The sequence below is a fragment of the Kitasatospora sp. NPDC001664 genome (assembly GCF_053596675.1).
Genome location: NZ_JBSFGS010000014.1, coordinates 220,704 through 236,224, shown reverse-complemented (window position 1 = coordinate 236,224; position 15,521 = coordinate 220,704). Strand labels below are relative to the sequence as shown.

The 15,521-nt window shown below is 71.6% G+C and carries 17 protein-coding genes and 1 rRNA gene; 12 read left to right on the top strand and 6 right to left on the bottom strand.

The genetic code is table 11. The features are described 5' to 3' along the window. Both rrf and ACWCYY_RS21695 read left to right on the top strand, forming a co-directional pair. A 5S ribosomal RNA gene (gene rrf / locus ACWCYY_RS21700) occupies window positions 1–86 on the top strand; the annotation flags it as partial. Window positions 87–189: 103 nt separating this feature from the next. Next, window positions 190–951 carry an alpha/beta fold hydrolase gene (locus tag ACWCYY_RS21695; RefSeq protein ID WP_449796959.1) on the top strand — a complete coding sequence of 254 codons (762 nt, stop codon included), beginning with the start codon at window positions 190–192 and terminating at the stop codon, window positions 949–951. Window positions 952–971: 20 nt separating this feature from the next. Here the strand turns inward: ACWCYY_RS21695 and ACWCYY_RS21690 are convergent, their stop codons facing one another. Next, window positions 972–1,484, bottom strand: coding sequence for an NUDIX hydrolase (locus ACWCYY_RS21690; RefSeq protein WP_449796958.1), 513 nt, complete (start codon window positions 1,482–1,484; stop codon window positions 972–974). Between the two features lie 128 nt (window positions 1,485–1,612). Between ACWCYY_RS21690 and mshD the strand changes: the two genes are divergently transcribed. The 8 genes from mshD (at window position 1,613) to pstB (ending at window position 10,818) form a co-directional block, all read left to right on the top strand. Further along, window positions 1,613–2,539: a mycothiol synthase gene (gene mshD / locus ACWCYY_RS21685; protein ID WP_449796957.1), complete on the top strand. Its 927-nt coding sequence runs from the start codon at window positions 1,613–1,615 to the stop codon at window positions 2,537–2,539. Window positions 2,540–2,626: 87 nt separating this feature from the next. Next, entirely contained in the window at window positions 2,627–4,870 is a 2,244-nt protein-coding gene (locus ACWCYY_RS21680) for an RNA degradosome polyphosphate kinase (protein WP_345286816.1), read from the top strand. Window positions 4,871–4,967: 97 nt separating this feature from the next. Further along, complete coding sequence (locus ACWCYY_RS21675) at window positions 4,968–6,023, top strand: CHAD domain-containing protein (RefSeq protein ID WP_449796956.1); 1,056 nt, start codon at window positions 4,968–4,970, stop codon at window positions 6,021–6,023. A gap of 2 nt (window positions 6,024–6,025) precedes the next feature. Continuing rightward, window positions 6,026–6,502, top strand: coding sequence for an NUDIX hydrolase (locus tag ACWCYY_RS21670; RefSeq protein ID WP_380149464.1), 477 nt, complete (start codon window positions 6,026–6,028; stop codon window positions 6,500–6,502). A gap of 171 nt (window positions 6,503–6,673) precedes the next feature. Continuing rightward, the gene (gene pstS, locus ACWCYY_RS21665) at window positions 6,674–7,807 is read left to right on the top strand and encodes a phosphate ABC transporter substrate-binding protein PstS (RefSeq protein WP_345286822.1); all 1,134 of its coding nucleotides are present in this window, start codon (window positions 6,674–6,676) and stop codon (window positions 7,805–7,807) included. 143 nt (window positions 7,808–7,950) lie between these two features. Next, window positions 7,951–8,925 (top strand): phosphate ABC transporter permease subunit PstC, encoded by a 975-nt coding sequence (gene pstC / locus ACWCYY_RS21660; protein ID WP_345286824.1) that lies wholly within the window; start codon window positions 7,951–7,953, stop codon window positions 8,923–8,925. Next, entirely contained in the window at window positions 8,925–9,998 is a 1,074-nt protein-coding gene (gene pstA, locus ACWCYY_RS21655; RefSeq protein ID WP_345286826.1) for a phosphate ABC transporter permease PstA, read from the top strand. The genes pstC and pstA overlap by 1 nt, the downstream gene beginning before the upstream one ends. A gap of 43 nt (window positions 9,999–10,041) precedes the next feature. Then, window positions 10,042–10,818, top strand: coding sequence for a phosphate ABC transporter ATP-binding protein PstB (pstB, locus tag ACWCYY_RS21650; protein WP_345286828.1), 777 nt, complete (start codon window positions 10,042–10,044; stop codon window positions 10,816–10,818). Window positions 10,819–10,933: 115 nt separating this feature from the next. On the opposite strand, the gene ACWCYY_RS21645 is transcribed toward pstB, so the two are convergent. Further along, window positions 10,934–11,929, bottom strand: a complete 996-nt coding sequence (locus ACWCYY_RS21645) for an inorganic phosphate transporter (RefSeq protein WP_345286830.1) — start codon at window positions 11,927–11,929, stop codon at window positions 10,934–10,936. Window positions 11,930–11,934: 5 nt separating this feature from the next. After that, window positions 11,935–12,555, bottom strand: coding sequence for a DUF47 domain-containing protein (locus ACWCYY_RS21640; protein ID WP_345286831.1), 621 nt, complete (start codon window positions 12,553–12,555; stop codon window positions 11,935–11,937). A 234-nt stretch (window positions 12,556–12,789) separates the two neighbouring features. On the opposite strand from ACWCYY_RS21640, the gene ACWCYY_RS21635 reads away from it, so the two are divergent. Then, on the top strand, window positions 12,790–13,170 hold the full coding sequence (locus ACWCYY_RS21635) for a metal-sensitive transcriptional regulator (RefSeq protein WP_345286832.1): 381 nt from the start codon (window positions 12,790–12,792) through the stop codon (window positions 13,168–13,170). A gap of 100 nt (window positions 13,171–13,270) precedes the next feature. Here the strand turns inward: ACWCYY_RS21635 and ACWCYY_RS21630 are convergent, their stop codons facing one another. Further along, a complete protein-coding gene (locus ACWCYY_RS21630; RefSeq protein ID WP_345286834.1) occupies window positions 13,271–13,429 on the bottom strand; it encodes a hypothetical protein in 159 nt (52 codons plus the stop codon). A gap of 122 nt (window positions 13,430–13,551) precedes the next feature. Next, complete coding sequence (locus ACWCYY_RS21625) at window positions 13,552–14,400, bottom strand: hypothetical protein (protein ID WP_449796955.1); 849 nt, start codon at window positions 14,398–14,400, stop codon at window positions 13,552–13,554. 123 nt (window positions 14,401–14,523) lie between these two features. On the opposite strand from ACWCYY_RS21625, the gene ACWCYY_RS21620 reads away from it, so the two are divergent. Next, a complete protein-coding gene (locus ACWCYY_RS21620) occupies window positions 14,524–14,691 on the top strand; it encodes a hypothetical protein (protein ID WP_449796954.1) in 168 nt (55 codons plus the stop codon). Window positions 14,692–14,836: 145 nt separating this feature from the next. Here the strand turns inward: ACWCYY_RS21620 and ACWCYY_RS21615 are convergent, their stop codons facing one another. After that, entirely contained in the window at window positions 14,837–15,499 is a 663-nt protein-coding gene (locus ACWCYY_RS21615; protein WP_449796953.1) for a phosphatase PAP2 family protein, read from the bottom strand. Window positions 15,500–15,521 lie beyond the last annotated feature (22 nt).

Genomic DNA, 15,521 nt, shown 5'->3' with positions numbered 1-15,521 from the left:
GTTACATTCCGAACCCGGAAGCTAAGCCTCACAGCGCCGATGGTACTGCAGGGGGGACCCTGTGGGAGAGTAGGACGCCGCCGAACAATCATTCAGAAAAGGCCTCCCGGCTTAGCCGGGGGGCCTTTTCGCATTTCCGGACCGAATAACCGGATGCGTGCTTTCCGTATGATCTTTAGTGTTGCGCACATGACGATCTCTTACGACACCACCGGCGCCGGCCCGGCCGTTCTCCTGCTCCACTCCACCGTCTGTGACCGCCGCATGTGGGACGGCCAGCTGGCCGCCTTGGCCGGGGCCGGGCACCAGGTGGTCCGGGTCGATCTGCGGGGGTTCGGGGAGAGCCCGGCGGCGGACCAGGCCTACAACGATGCGGACGACCTGGTGGAGGTGCTGGCCGAGCTGGAGGTCGACCGGGTCGCTCTGGTGGGGGCGTCGGGTGGTGGGGCGGTGGCGCTGGAGTTCGCGGCGCGGTTCCCGGAGCGGGTCGGGGCGCTCGGGCTGCTCTGCACCGCGGCGGCGGGGCTCGAGCCGGGTGACGGGCTGCGGGCGTTCTGGGCGAAGGAGAACGAGCTGCTGGCGGCGGGGGACGTGGCGGGTGCCACAGACCTGAACGTGACCACCTGGCTGGGGCCGGACGCCGGTGACGACGCCCGGGCGACGGTCCGTCAGATGCAGCGGCACGCCTTCGAGGTGCAGCTGGCCGCGGGTGACGTGGAGGGGATCGAGCACGAGTCGTCCCCGGCCGACATCACCGCGCCGACCCTGCTGGTGACCGGGGCCCACGACTTCCCGGAGTTCGGTGGCGTCTCGGACAAGCTGGCCGGTCTGATCCCGGGTGCCCGCCGGCTGGACCTGGAGTGGGCCGGTCACCTGCCGGCCGTGGAGCGGCCCGAGGAGACTGCCGCCCTGCTGGTCGGGTTCCTGGCCGAGACCCGCTGGACCAAGTAGCAAGGAGCGGGGGCGCGGGCTCAGGCGTGCTCGGCCGGGCCGAGGTCGACCAGGCCGAGGGCGGGCCGGTCGCGGTGGAGGGCCAGGGCGACGTCGACCAGGTCGGCCCGGGGCAGGTCGGTGATCTGGTCGAGGGGGATCCAGGCGGCCAGGTCGGTCGTGCCGTCCGTTTCCGGGCGCAGCTCGCCGCCGACCACCCGGGCGGAGTAGACGATCCGCAGGCTGTGGAAGTCGGTGGGTGGTCCGGAGAGGAACGGCGGGTTGAGGCGGTGCCGGGAGTCGACGCCGAGCAGGGCGTCGAGCTCGACCAGGTAGCCGGTCTCCTCCTCGGCCTCCCGGACGGCGGCGTGCTGCGGCGGTTCGCCGTGGTCGAGGCCGCCGCCGGGCACCGTCCACTCGGGACTGCCGTCGCCGAGCCGGCCGCGGGCGAGCAGCATCCGGTCGGCTTGGTCCACGCACACCACGTACGCCGCCACCCGCGAGCGCTGTACGGCCTTCTCCATCGTCGGCTCCTCCATCGTCGGCTCCTCCATCGTGGGCTCCTCGGTCTCCTCGGGCTCCTCGGGCTCCTCCGTCGTCCCGCACCGGACCTGACACTCAATCAGGACGGGACCGGCCGGACCACCGTTTTACCCCCCGCCCGCCGCGTAAGGTCGGCAGCATGGAGATCCTGACCAACGCTGCCCTGACCGAGGACGAGCTCGCCGCCGCCCGGGCCGTCCTGACCGCCGCCGCGGAGGCGGACGGCCGCGAGGCGGTCTCGGAGGCGGGCCGGCTGCGGCTGCGGGTGGCGGAGCCCCGGGCCGGGGTGACGCACCTGGTGCAGCGCGGCGAGGCCGGCGAGCCGGCCGGGTACGCGCAGCTCGAGGTGGGCGAGGGGACGGCGACGGTCGAGTTCGCGGTGCACCCGGAGCTGCGTCGGCGCGGCCACGGGCGGGCGCTGCTGGACGCGGTGCTGGCGGCGGCGGGGCCGGGGCGGGCGGTGGACTTCTGGGCGCACGGCGGCCACCCGGGCGCGGCCAGGCTGGCCGAGGAGCGGGGAGCGGAGCTGGTGCGCGAGCTGCGGCAGATGCGCAAGCCGGCCGAGCCGGTGCCGGCCGCGCCGGTGCTCCCGGCGGGCGTGACGGTGCGGACCTTCCGGCCGGGGCGGGACGAGGCGGCCTGGCTGGCGCTGAACGCGCTGGCCTTCGCGCACCACCCCGAGCAGGGCAGCTGGACGGAGCGGGACCTGGCGGACCGTCAGGCGGAGGCGTGGTTCGACCCGAGCGGGTTCTTCCTGGCGGTCCGCGGGGACGGGGACGGGGCGGAGCGGGTGGTGGGCTTCCACTGGACCAAGGTGCACCCGGACGGGCTCGGCGAGGTGTACGTGGTCGGTGTCGACCCGGCCGAGCAGGGGAACGGACTGGGCAAGGCGCTGACCGCGACGGGCCTGCGCCATCTGGCCGAGGACCGCAAGGTGCCGACGGTGCTGCTGTACGTGGACGCCGACAACCACGCCGCCGTGCGGGTGTACGAGGGGCAGGGGTTCACCGTCCACGAGGTGGACCTGATGTACCGCCTGCACACGGAGCAGGCGCCGCGGGCCTGAGTCCGGCCACGGGGGCGACGGACTCAGCTTTCCTCCTGGCCATGCGGTGTTTACCGTGGATTAAATTCTCGCCGCGAAGATCACAGGATGAAGTCAGCAGTGCCCCGCCCCCGGGCGACCGGTCGCTCGGAGACCGTCCTGCTGGAGGAGCTGGAGCCCATGAGCATCCCCCGTCCCGTCTCCACCACCGATACCAAGGAGTCCACCGCCCTGCCGCCCTCCCTGGTGCTGGCCGAGGGAGAGCCGTCGAAGGACGAGGAGTTGGACGAGCTTCCGCAGGGTCGCTTCCTGGACCGGGAGCGGAGCTGGCTGGCGTTCAACGAGCGCGTCCTGGAGCTGGCCGAGGACCCGCAGATCCCGCTGCTGGAGCGGGCCAAGTTCCTGGCGATCTTCGCCTCGAACCTGGACGAGTTCTTCATGGTCCGGGTGGCCGGCCTGAAGCGCCGGATCGCCACCGGCGTCGCGCAGCGCTCGGCCTCGGGCCTGCAGCCGCGCGAGGTGCTGGACCAGATCTGGACCCGCTCGCGGGAGCTGATGGCGCGTCACGCGGCCACCTTCCAGCAGGAGGTGCTGCCGGACCTGGCGGCCGAGGGCATCGAGCTGGTGCGCTGGTCGGAGCTGGCGGAGAAGGAGCAGTCCCGGCTGCACTCGCTCTTCCGGCAGAAGATCTTCCCGGTGCTGACGCCGCTGGCGGTGGACCCGGCGCACCCGTTCCCGTACATATCCGGGCTGAGCCTCAACCTGGCCGTGGTGGTGCGCAACCCGGTGTCGGGCCACAAGCACTTCGCCCGCGTCAAGGTGCCGCAGTCGCTGTCCCGCTTCCTGGAGGCGGCGCCGCAGCGGTACGTGCCGCTGGAGGACGTGATGGGGGCTCACCTGGAGGAGCTCTTCCCGGGGATGGAGGTGCTGGCGCACCACGCCTTCCGGGTCACTCGCAACGAGGACCTGGAGGTGGAGGAGGACGACACCGAGAACATCCTCAAGGCGCTGGAGAAGGAGCTGATGCGCCGTCGGTTCGGCCCGCCGGTCCGGCTGGAGGTGGAGGAGTCGATCGACCCCTACATCCTGGACCTGCTGGTGCGCGAGCTGAACATCACCGACGCGGAGGTCTTCCCGCTGCCGGGGCCGCTGGACCTGACCGGGCTGTTCGGCATCGCCGACCTGGACCGGCCGGAGCTGAAGTACCCGAAGTTCGTGGCCGGGACGGCCCGCGGGCTGATCGACGTGGAGTCGGCCTCGCAGCCGGACATCTTCGCGGCGATGCGGGAGCGGGACGTGCTGCTGCACCACCCGTACGACTCCTTCTCGACCTCGGTGCTGGCCTTCCTGGAGCAGGCGGCCAACGACCCGGACGTGCTGGCGATCAAGCAGACGCTGTACCGCACCTCCGGTGACTCGCCGATCGTGGACGCGTTGACCGACGCGGCCGAGGCCGGCAAGCAGGTGCTGGTGCTGGTCGAGATCAAGGCGCGCTTCGACGAGCAGGCGAACATCAAGTGGGCCCGCAAGCTGGAGGAGGCGGGCTGCCACGTCGTCTACGGCCTGGTCGGCCTCAAGACGCACTGCAAGCTCTCGCTGGTGGTCCGTCAGGAGGGCGACACGCTCCGCCGGTACGCGCACGTGGGCACCGGCAACTACCACCCGAAGACGGCCAGGCTGTACGAGGACCTGGGGCTGCTGACCGCGGACCCGCAGGTCGGCGCGGACCTCTCGGACCTCTTCAACCGGCTCTCCGGGTACTCCCGGCGGGAGTCGTACCGGCGGTTGATGACGGCGCCGCGCGGGCTGCGGGACGGGCTGGTGGGCCGGATCCACCAGGAGATCGCGCACCACCGGGCGGGCCGGCCGGCCCACGTGAAGCTCAAGGTCAACTCCATCGTCGACGAGGAGCTGATCGACGCGCTGTACCGGGCCTCGCAGGCCGGGGTGCCGGTGGACGTCTGGGTGCGCGGGATCTGCGCGGTGCGGCCCGGGGTGGCCGGGCTGAGCGAGAACATCCGGGTGCGCAGCGTGCTGGGGCGCTTCCTGGAGCACTCGCGGATCTTCGTGTTCGGCAACGGGGGCGACCCCGAGGTCTGGTTCGGCAGCGCGGACATGATGCACCGCAACCTGGACCGCCGGATCGAGGCGCTGGTGCGGGTGACCGACCCGGCGCAGCGGGCGGAGCTGTCCGGGCTGGTGGACCTCGGGATGTCGGACGAGACGGAGTCCTGGCACCTGGGGTCGGACGGCCGCTGGACCAGGCACTCGCAGGACGCGGAGGGGCGCCGGCTGCGGCACGTGCAGAACCTGTTGATCGACTCCCGGCAGCGCCGCCGCAGCCTGGCCTGACCTGCTCCGTCCGGTCCGGCCGCCGTGACCGGTGGCCGGACCGGCACCACCATCCCCGGTACGGCGGGGACTTGCCTCGGGGGGACGAGGAACCAGCATGACGGATCTGCCGACGACCGCCCGGACCGACCAGCCGGCGGGGGAGGCCCTGACGGGTTACCTGACCGCCCAGGCGGGTGTCTTCCTGCGCGCGCTGCCGCTGGTGGTGGGGGAGGCCGGGGCCCGGGCGGGCACGCTGCCGGGTGGTCCGGGCGGGCAGGCGGCGGCCGGGACGGCCGAGCTGCTGCGCGCGGTGCGGCGGATCGGCGGGGCGCTGCACACCTACGCGGCGGGCTTCGAGCCGGAGTGGGCGGAGCGGACCAGGGCGGAGCTGCGCTGGCTGCTGGAGCTGCTGGCGCAGGAGCCGGGCTGTCTGCGGCGTTCGGCGCGGCTGCTGGCGGCGCTGGACTCGCTGAGCGAGACGGACCCGCGGCGGCCGGGGATGCTGGCGGGGCATCAGGGGGCGCCGAAGGCCCGGGCGCTGCTGGAGCGTCAGCTGACGCTGGCGCGGACCAGGGCGCACTCGACGCTGCTGCAGGAGCTGCGGTCGGCGCGGCTGCACGCGCTGGCGGACCGGATGACGCTGCTGGCGGGCGAGGTGCCGCTGGTGGAGTCGCAGCCGGAGCTGGCGGGGCAGGCGGTGGCGGCGCTGGAGCTGCTGTCGGCGGGGGTGGCGGCGCTGCCGCCGGCCCGGGCGCCGTACGGGGGCGAGGGGCTGCACCGGCTGAGCGTGGTGCCGCCGCAGGGGCAGTCGCAGGCGCCGGGTCCGACGGTGGAGGTGGACGCGGACGCGGCGCTGGCGGCGGACGACGCGCCGTGGGGGCGGGTGCGGATCCTGGTGAAGCGGGCCCGGTACGCCCTGGAGGTGTGCGGGGAGCGGCTGGCGGGCCTGGACGAGGTGGACGAGGTGCTGGACCGTCACCAGGACGCGGCGGACGCCGCGGTGACGGTGGCGACGGCGGCGCGCACGCCGCGGATCACCCCGGCGACGGCCTACGTGCTCGGCGTGGTGCATGCTGATCAACGACTGGAGGTGGAGGCGGCGAGGTACGCCTTCGGCCGCCGGTGGCCGAATCTCCAGCAGCACGGGTGGCACGAGTGGGCGAGTTCCTGACGATGGCGGTACCCCCGGTGCGGGGCCGTGCGGTGCGGCACGGGCAGACGGTGCTGGCGGCCGGGGTGGTGCTGTGGCGGCCGGGCCCGTTGAAGAAGGACGGGGAGCGGCGGAAGAAGCCGCGGATCGCGCTGATCCACCGGCCGAAGTACGACGACTGGTCGCTGCCGAAGGGGAAGCTGGAGCCGGGGGAGGGCTGGCGGGCGGCGGCGCTGCGGGAGGTCCGGGAGGAGACCGGGCTGAGCTGCGTGCTGGGGGCGGAGCTGCCGGCCCAGCACTACCTGGCGCACGGGCGGGCCAAGGAGGTCCGGTACTGGGCGGGGGAGCTGACGGGCGGCTCGTTCCTGCCCAACCGCGAGGTGGACCGCCTGGAGTGGCTGTCGCCGCGGAAGGCGCGGGCGCGGCTGTCGCACGGCCGGGACCGGGAGCTGGTGGACGCGCTGCTCTCCGTGCTCGGTGTGACGCACCGTCACGGGTGACCTGGCCGCGCCCTGCCTGTGACGCAACCGTTACTACCGATCGGTGTTTCCCGCCGTCCGTCGTCGGTTCACTCTCCGTTCATTTGTGACCGGCTGACGCGTCACCTACCCGGCCTAACTTCGGTGTCACCGGAGGGCCGGACGGGCCCTTCCACAGAAAGGGACACCCCTGTGAAGCTCCAGCGGAACGGCCGCTCCAAGGCCCTCGCGATCGGTGCCATGGCGCTCGTTGGCTCGCTGTCGCTCGCGGCGTGCGGCTCGGACGAGAACAACACCCCCGCCACCGGCGGTTCCTCGGCGGCCGGTGCCTCCAAGGCCGCGATCGACTGCGGCAAGGCGGGCCAGCTGCTCGGCGCCGGCTCCACCGCGCAGGGCAACGCGATCGACGTGTGGAAGGTCGCCTTCGGCGCCGCCTGCTCCGGTTCGACCATCACCTACAGCGGTGGCGGCTCGGGCGCCGGCGTCCAGCAGTTCAACCAGGGCAAGGTCGCCTTCGCGGGCACCGACTCGGCCCTGAAGCCGGCCGAGGTCGACGCCTCCAAGGAGGTCTGCAAGACCGGCCAGGGCATCAACCTGCCGATGGTCGGCGGCCTGATCTCGATCATCTTCAACGTGGACGGCGTGGACAACCTCGTCCTGGACGGCCCGAGCCTGGCGAAGATCTTCGACTCGCAGATCACCAAGTGGAACGACCCGGCCATCGCCGCCCTGAACCCGGGCGCCAAGCTGCCGGACGCCGAGATCCAGGCGATCCACCGCTCGGACGACTCGGGCACCACCGAGAACCTCACCAAGTACTTCGAGAAGGCCTCGGGCGGCGCCTGGACCTACAAGCCGTCGAAGACCTGGGCGGGCAAGGGCGGCCAGTCCGCCGCGCAGAGCGCCGGCGTCTCGGCGCAGGTCAAGCAGGTCAAGAACTCGATCAGCTACGCCGAGCTCTCCTACGCGCAGACCAACAACCTCAAGTCGGCCGCGATCGCCACCGGCGCCTCCAAGCCGGTCGAGGCCACCGCCGCCAACGCCGCCACCACCTTCGCCAAGGCGGAGATCGCGGGCACCGGCAGCGACCTGGCGCTGAAGCTCGACTACGCGACCAAGGCCGAGGGCTCCTACCCGCTCGTCCTGGTCACCTACGAGGTCGTCTGCGACAAGGGCAACAAGCCGGAGACGCTGGACACCCTGAAGGCCTTCCTCGGCTACACCATCAGCGACGCCGGCCAGAAGGCCATCGAGGCCAAGGGCTACGTCGCCCTCCCGGCCGAGCTGAGCGCCAAGGTGAAGACCGCGGTCGCCGCGCTCGCCTGATCCACCTGATCCACCGGCCGGGCAGCCCTCGAAGAGGGGGGCGGGGCTGCCCGGCCGGAACCAGCTGACAGCACATCAAGTCCGGGGCACCGCCGCCATGGTGCCGCCCTCCTTGGGCAGCACCACCAGACCGGAGAAACACCATGACCACATCACCCCCCGTCACGGACCGGGGTAGGCCCCGCCAGCGTGACAGCAGGCGCGGGGACAAGCTCTTCTTCAACCTCTCCCGCGGTTCGGGCGTCCTGCTGCTGGTCATCATGGCCGCCATCGCGGGATTCCTGGCCTACCGCTCCTCGCTCGCCCTCGGGCACAACGAGGGCAACTTCCTCACCACCTTCGAGTGGCTGCCGGACGCGCAGAAGCCGGTCTTCGGCATCGCCGTCCTGGCCTTCGGCACCATCGCCAGCGCGATCATCGCGATGGTCATCGCGGTCCCGGTGGCGATCGGCGTGGCGCTGTTCATCTCGCACTACGCGCCGCGGCGGATCGCCCAGCCCTTCGCCTACCTGGTGGACCTGCTGGCCGCCGTGCCGTCCATCGTCTACGGCCTGTGGGGCGCGCTCTTCCTGGTGCCGCACATGGAGGGCCTGACCAGCTGGCTGGACCAGTACCTCGGCTGGACGTACGTCTTCGACTCCACCAAGACCGGTGCGGCCCCGCGCTCGCTGTTCACCGTCGGCATCGTGCTGGCGATCATGATCCTGCCGATCATCACCGCGGTCTCCCGCGAGGTGTTCAAGCAGGCGCCGCGGATGCACGAGGAGGCGGCGCTCGCCCTCGGCGCGACCCGCTGGGAGATGATCCGCACCGCGGTGCTGCCGTTCGGCCGCCCGGGCGTGATCTCCGCCTCGATGCTGGGCCTCGGCCGCGCGCTCGGCGAGACCATCGCGGTCGCCACCGTGCTCTCCGCCAGCCCGGTCCTCTCGCTGCACCTGCTCGACCCGGGCGGCGGCACCTTCGCGCAGAACATCGCGCTGAAGTTCGGCGAGGCCGGTGAGAACGGCCGGAACGCGCTGATGGCCTCCGGCCTGGTCCTGTTCGTGATCACCCTGCTGGTGAACGGCGCGGCCCGGATGATCATCGCCCGCCGCAAGGAATTCTCGGGGGCCAACTGATGAGCACCACCACCGTGACCCCCGTGGCGGACTCCCCGCGGCTGAGCCGCCGGCTGACCGCCAACCGGCTGCCCTCCTGGGCGCCGGCCGGCATCGCCGCCCTCTCGATCGCCCTCGGCGTCGGCATCGGCCTCGGCGCCGGCCTGCAGAGCAAGATCCAGTGGGGCCTGATCGCCGGGCTGCTGTTCGTCCTCATCACCTACGCCGCCGCCACCAAGGTGGAGGGCTCCCGCCAGGCCAAGGACCGCCTCGCCACCTCGGTGGTCTGGCTGGCCTTCGTCCTCGCGGTGGTGCCGCTGGCCGCGCTGACCTTCTACACGGTCCAGCAGGGCATCGGCGTCGTGGACGGCTACTTCCTCAGCCACTCCATGAAGGGCGTCCTCCAGACCGAGGCGGGCGGTGGTCTCTACCACGCCCTGATCGGCACCCTGGAGCAGGTCGGCCTGGCCACCCTGATGGCCGCCCCGATCGGTCTGCTGACCGCCGTCTACCTGGTGGAGTACGGCCGCGGCCGGCTCGCCAAGGCGGTCACCTTCTTCGTCGACGTGATGACGGGCATCCCGTCCATCGTCGCCGGTCTGTTCATCCTGTCGCTCTGGATCCTCCTGTTCGGCTTCCAGTACTCGGGCTTCGCGGGCTCCCTCGCCCTGGCCATCCTGATGATGCCGGTCGTGGTCCGCTCCACCGAGGAGATGCTCAAGCTCGTCCCGAACGAGCTGCGCGAGGCCTCGTACGCCCTGGGCGTGCCCAAGTGGAAGACCATCCTGCGGATCGTCCTGCCGACCGCGATCGGCGGCATCACCACCGGTGTGATGCTGGCCGTCGCCCGCATCACCGGTGAGACCGCCCCGGTCATGATGCTGGTCTTCGGCGCGGACATCATCAACGAGAACCCGTTCGAGGGTCCGCAGCAGTCGCTGCCGCTCTACATCTGGCAGCAGTACCAGACCAACAACGACTTCGGGTACGCCCGGGCCTGGGGCGCCGCGCTGGTGCTGATCGCCTTCGTGATGGCGCTCAACCTCATCGCCCGTGCCGTCGCCCGCTGGCGCTCGCCCAAGTCCGGTCACTGACACACCGACTGACGTACGAACAGACGAGAGAAGACGAACGATCATGGCCAAGCGCATCGACGTCAGCGGACTGTCCGCCTACTACGGGAGCACCAAGGCCATCGAGGACATCTCGATGACCGTCGAGCCCCGCTCCGTGACGGCCTTCATCGGCCCCTCCGGCTGCGGCAAGTCGACCTTCCTGCGCACCCTCAACCGGATGCACGAGGTCATCCCCGGCGCCCGGGTCGAGGGCAAGGTGATGCTGGACGACGAGAACCTCTACGGTGCCGCGGTCGACCCGGTGGCCGTGCGCCGCAGCGTCGGCATGGTCTTCCAGCGCCCGAACCCCTTCCCCACCATGTCGATCTACGACAACGTGGTGGCCGGTCTCAGGCTGGCCGGCGTGAAGAAGAAGTCCGTGCTGGACGGCGTGGTGGAGCGGTCGCTCCAGGGCGCCAACCTCTGGAACGAGGTCAAGGACCGCCTCAACAAGCCGGGCGCCGGCCTGTCGGGCGGCCAGCAGCAGCGTCTGTGCATCGCCCGCGCCATCGCGGTCGAGCCCGAGGTGCTGCTGATGGACGAGCCCTGCTCGGCCCTCGACCCGATCTCCACCCTCGCCATCGAGGACCTGATCGGCGAGCTGAAGTCGCAGTTCACCATCGTGATCGTGACCCACAACATGCAGCAGGCGGCCCGCGTCTCCGACCGCACCGCCTTCTTCAACCTGGCGGGCGTCGGCCAGCCGGGCAAGCTGATCGAGCTGGACGACACCCAGCGGATCTTCTCCAACCCGTCCGTGCAGGCCACCGAGGACTACATCTCCGGCCGCTTCGGCTAGACCGCACGGATCCCCCGACTGCTTCGCGGTGCTGCATGGCGGTGCCGCCGCGGAGTCAGAGAAGGCCCGCCCCCGTGATGTGGGGGCGGGCCTTCGCCTTCGGGCCGACGGTGCGTCAGCCGAACAGCAGGTGGACGATCCCGTACATGGCGGCCGCCACCAGCGCGGCGGCCGGCATGGTGATGAACCAGCCCAGCACGATGTTCTTCGCCACGCCCCAACGGACCGCGCGGATCCGCTTGGTGGCGCCCACGCCCATGATCGCCGAGGTGATCACGTGGGTGGTGGAGATCGGCGCCTTGAAGACGAACGACGTGATGTACATGATCGTCGCGGCGGTGGCCTCGGCCGCGAAGCCCTGCGGCGGGTCCAGCTCGATGATCTTGCGGCCGAGCGTCCGCATGATCCGCCAGCCACCCGCGTAGGTGCCCAGCGAGAGCATGGTGGCGCAGGAGATCTTCACCCAGAGCGGGATCGAGGAGTCGCCCTGGTGGCCCGAGATGGTGAGCGCCATCACCACGATGCCCATGGTCTTCTGGGCGTCCTGGACGCCGTGCGCCAGGGCCATGGCGGCGGCCGAAGCGGTCTGGGCGACCCGGAAGTTGCGCTTGGCGCGGTGCGGGTTGGCCTTCTTGAAGATCCACAGGATGGCCAGCATCACCAGGAAGCCGGCCACCAGGCCGACCACCGGGGAGACGATCATCGGGATGACGATCTTCTCGATGACGCCGTGCCAGATCACCTCGGTGCCGCCGGCCAGGGCCGCGCCCACCATGCCGCCGAACAGCGCGTGCGAGGAGGAGGACGGCAGGCCGAAGTACCAGGTGACCAGGTTCCAGGTGATCGCCCCGACCAGCGCGGCGAACAGGATGGCCATCCCCTGCTGACCGCTCGGGGTCTCGATCAGGCCCTCGGAGACGGTCTTGGCGACGCCGGTGCCGAGGAAGGCGCCGGCCAGGTTCATCACGGCCGCCATCGCCAGCGCCGCCCGGGGGGTGAGCGCCCGGGTGGAGACGGAGGTGGCGATCGCGTTCGCCGAGTCGTGGAAGCCGTTGGTGTAGGTGAAGAAGAAGGCCACGCCGATGACGGCGATGAGTGCAGCCGTATCCACGAGGGTCAGGACTCCTTGACCGCGATGGTCTCCACCGTGTTGGCCACGTGCTCGAACGCGTCGGCGGCCTCTTCGAGGACGTCCACGACCTGCTTGAGCTTGAGCACCTCGATGGCGTCGTACTGGCCGCTGAACAGGTGGGCCAGCAGCTTGCGGTGGATCTGGTCCGCCTGGTTCTCCAGCCGGTTGACCTCGATCCAGTACTCGGTGAGCTTGTCCATCGTGCGCAGCTTGGGCATCGCCTCGGCGGTCAGCTCGGCGGCCCGGGCCAGCACCTCGATCTGCTGCTCGATGCCCTTGGGCAGGGTCTGGATGTCGTAGAGGACGACGAGGTCGACCGCCTCCTCCATGAAGTCCATGATGTCGTCCAGCGACGAGGCGAGGGAGTAGATGTCCTCGCGGTCGAAGGGCGTGATGAAGGAGGAGTTCAGCTGGTGGAACACCGCGTGGGTGGTGTCGTCACCCGCGTGCTCGGCGGCGCGCATGCGCTCGACGATCTCCGCGCGGGCCGACACGTCTGCACCCAGCAGTTCCAGCAGGAGCTTCGATCCGACGACGAGGTTCTCCGCGGCCGCGGCGAACATGTCGTAGAAGCTCGTCTCCTTCGGGGTCAGGCTAAAACGCACGGAATTCTCCGATGTGCGGGGGAGGGACTGAACGATGCTAGGCGCAAGCCGTCAGAACTGCGCAAACGGGGTGATGGTCACGATCCCTCAGTCTGACGGAAGTCGGCCGGATTGCGTCCGTCCCGGGCACGGAGATCCGGTCGCGCCGCTCGGACGGAGGAACACCCGGCGGGCCCGGGGTGTTGGACACTTGAGCCCAGTGGACGGGTGGAGACCGAGACCTAGGCGGGCCGAATGACCAGCACCGAGACGCACGAGCAGACCACCGCGCCGGCGGCCGCCGAGGCCACCGAGGCCGCGGGCGACGCGGGCCAGTGCTGCGACAGCCACGGGCCCCACGGCTACAGCGCCCGCAAGGCCGAGCACCTCAAGCGGCTGCGCCGGATCGAGGGCCAGGTCCGGGGCCTCCAGCGGATGGTGGACGAGGACGTCTACTGCATCGACGTACTCACCCAGGTCTCGGCCGGGACGAAGGCGCTCCAGGCCTTCGCCCTCTCGCTCCTGGAGGAGCACCTGCGGCACTGCGTGGCCGCCGCCGCGGAGCAGGGCGGGGCCGAGCTGGAGGCCAAGGTGGCCGAGGCCACGGCCGCGATCTCCCGCCTGCTGCGCACCTGAGGCCCGGGGCTCCGCACCCGGCACCGGCGGCCCCCGGTGGCCGGCCCGGGCAGCGGCCGCTCACCGGGGGCCGCCTGACGGCCGCTCAGCCGTCGCCGGCTCAGTTCTCGCCCGCGAGCAGGACTTCGTCGATCAGCTCGGGCGCCAGCCGCTCGCCCTCCCCGGCCGCGGCGGCGATCATCAGCTCGCCGGCCAGCTCGATCTCGTCCAGCGCGGCCTGCTCTTGTCCGCCACCGTCACGGGGCGTCGAGGACACCATCCGTTCCACCCCCATGGACCCGTCCGACCCGGCAGAGCTGCCGCCCCCTACTCAAGCGTAGGCAGACGGGGCGTCAGACCCCATGGCACCAACGGGCCATCTCTGCGCACCACCCGGGCGCACTACTGGGCCGGGGACGAGGACGGCTTCATCGAGTAGATCTCGGTGGCGGCCGGCTCCGCGGCCTGCACCGGCTGCCCGAACTCGGAGAGCGCCACCGTGGAGACCACCCGGACCTGGTCCTTGGGCTGCTTGGACCCGGCCACCCCGGCGAACGAGAAGGTCTGCGTCACCTTGTGCAGCCGACCCTGCCCGTCCAGCCAGGCCTCGTACGGCACCTCCTTGACCGTGAAGGTCTGGGCCGCCATCCGCAGCCCGTCCCCGCCCCGGCCGCCGGTCGCCTCCGCCGCCTTGGTGAGGTCGAGGGTGCCCTTGTAGTGCTTGAGCTCCGCCCCGCCCGCCGTCTCGGTGCCGACCAGCTCGGCGGTGACAGCCCCGCGCAGCGCCCCGGCGGCGCTGGCCGGATCGGTGGCGCCGCTGCTCACCAGGTTCCCGTCCGGGAGCTGGCGGATGTCGAGCTTCACCCACTTGCCCTCGGGGATCTTGGCGCCGCTGTTCTGCAGGTAGACCGTGCCGGGCAGCACGACCTCCACGATCTTGCCGGTGGTGGTGGCGCCGGGCGGCACGTCGATGTCCAGCCGGCCGATCCGCTTCACGTAGTCGTAGCCGCCGGCGCCCCTGAAGACCGCCTTCTTGTCGGCGGACTCGGTGGTCAGCTCGGTGGCGGCCTTGGCGGAGCCGGTGCGGCCGGTGATGTCCGCCGCGCTGCGGACGGCGGTCAGCGGGTCGGCCGAGAGCTGGTCGGCCGAGCTGCCGGGCTTGTGGGCGTCGCCGCCGCCACAGGCGGCCAGGGCGGCGACCAGCAGGGCGGCGGTGGCGGCGGACGCGGTGGTGCGGACGGTGTGCTTCACGATCGGGTACAACCCCCTCAGAGCTCTTCCAGAGCCAACGAGTTGAGGGTCGGTGAGGTTACGGGTCGACCGGCGCGCGGCTTCCGTTTCACGCCGTCCGGTTGAGCCGTTACGGTGAGGAGCGTGAACGTCGAGCACCGGGTGACGGTCGAAGAACGAGGCTCCTTCTCCACCGCCCGCTGCACCTGCGGCTGGCATGCCCCCGCCCGACGCAGCCGCGACAAGTCCCGCCGCGACGCCGCCGAACACCTCGCCGAGCATCCGGCCGACGGCCACCCGGCAGGGGCCTAGGGGCGCGGGGAACTGCGCGCAGGGGAACGGCACCACGTGCAACTGGCTCGCCTGCCCCGATCTCGCGCTGGTCCGCCTTCCGACTCGCGCAGTTCCTCGCGCCCCTGGGGCGCTGCCTGGTGGCCCAGCTGCCCGAGGGAAGCGCCTAGGCCGCGAGGTCGCGTTCGATGCGGCGGCGGCCGGTGCGGCGGGGCTCGGCGACGAACAGGGGCCGCAGGGCGGTGCGTCCGAGGGCGTGGGTGAGCGGTACCAGGACGGCCATCGCGAGCGGGGCGAGCAGCAGGACGACCGCGGCCGCCAGCGCGAACCCGCCGAGGACGTCGGTGGGGTAGTGCACCCCGACGTACATCCGGGCGAAGCCCTGGAGCACGGCGAGCACCCCGGCGGCCAGCCCCAGCCGCTTGTTCACCAGGTAGAGCGCGACGGCGATCCCCATCGCCATCGCCGAGTGGTCGCTGACGAAGGAGAGGGTGCCCTCCTTGCCGTGCACCAGCACGTCGAGCTCGGGGTGGTCGACGAACGGCCGCGGCCGGTCGACGATCGCGGAGATCGGCAGGTTGGCCAGCTCGCACAGGGCCACCGCGAGCGGGGCCCAGAGCAGGCCGGCGACGGCCACCGGGGCGTCGGGGCGGCGGCGGGCCTGGAGCCAGCCGACGGCGAGGAGCAGGGCGAGGCCGAGCAGCAGGCCGTACTCGCCGAGCCAGGCGACGGTGGAGTCGACCCAGGAGGGGGCGGATCCGGCGAGGCCGTTCACGGCCTTGAGCAGGTCCAGGTCGGGCCCGGCGGTGTCGCCCAGCAGCGTCGACACGCCGCACCTCCGTCGTGGCCCT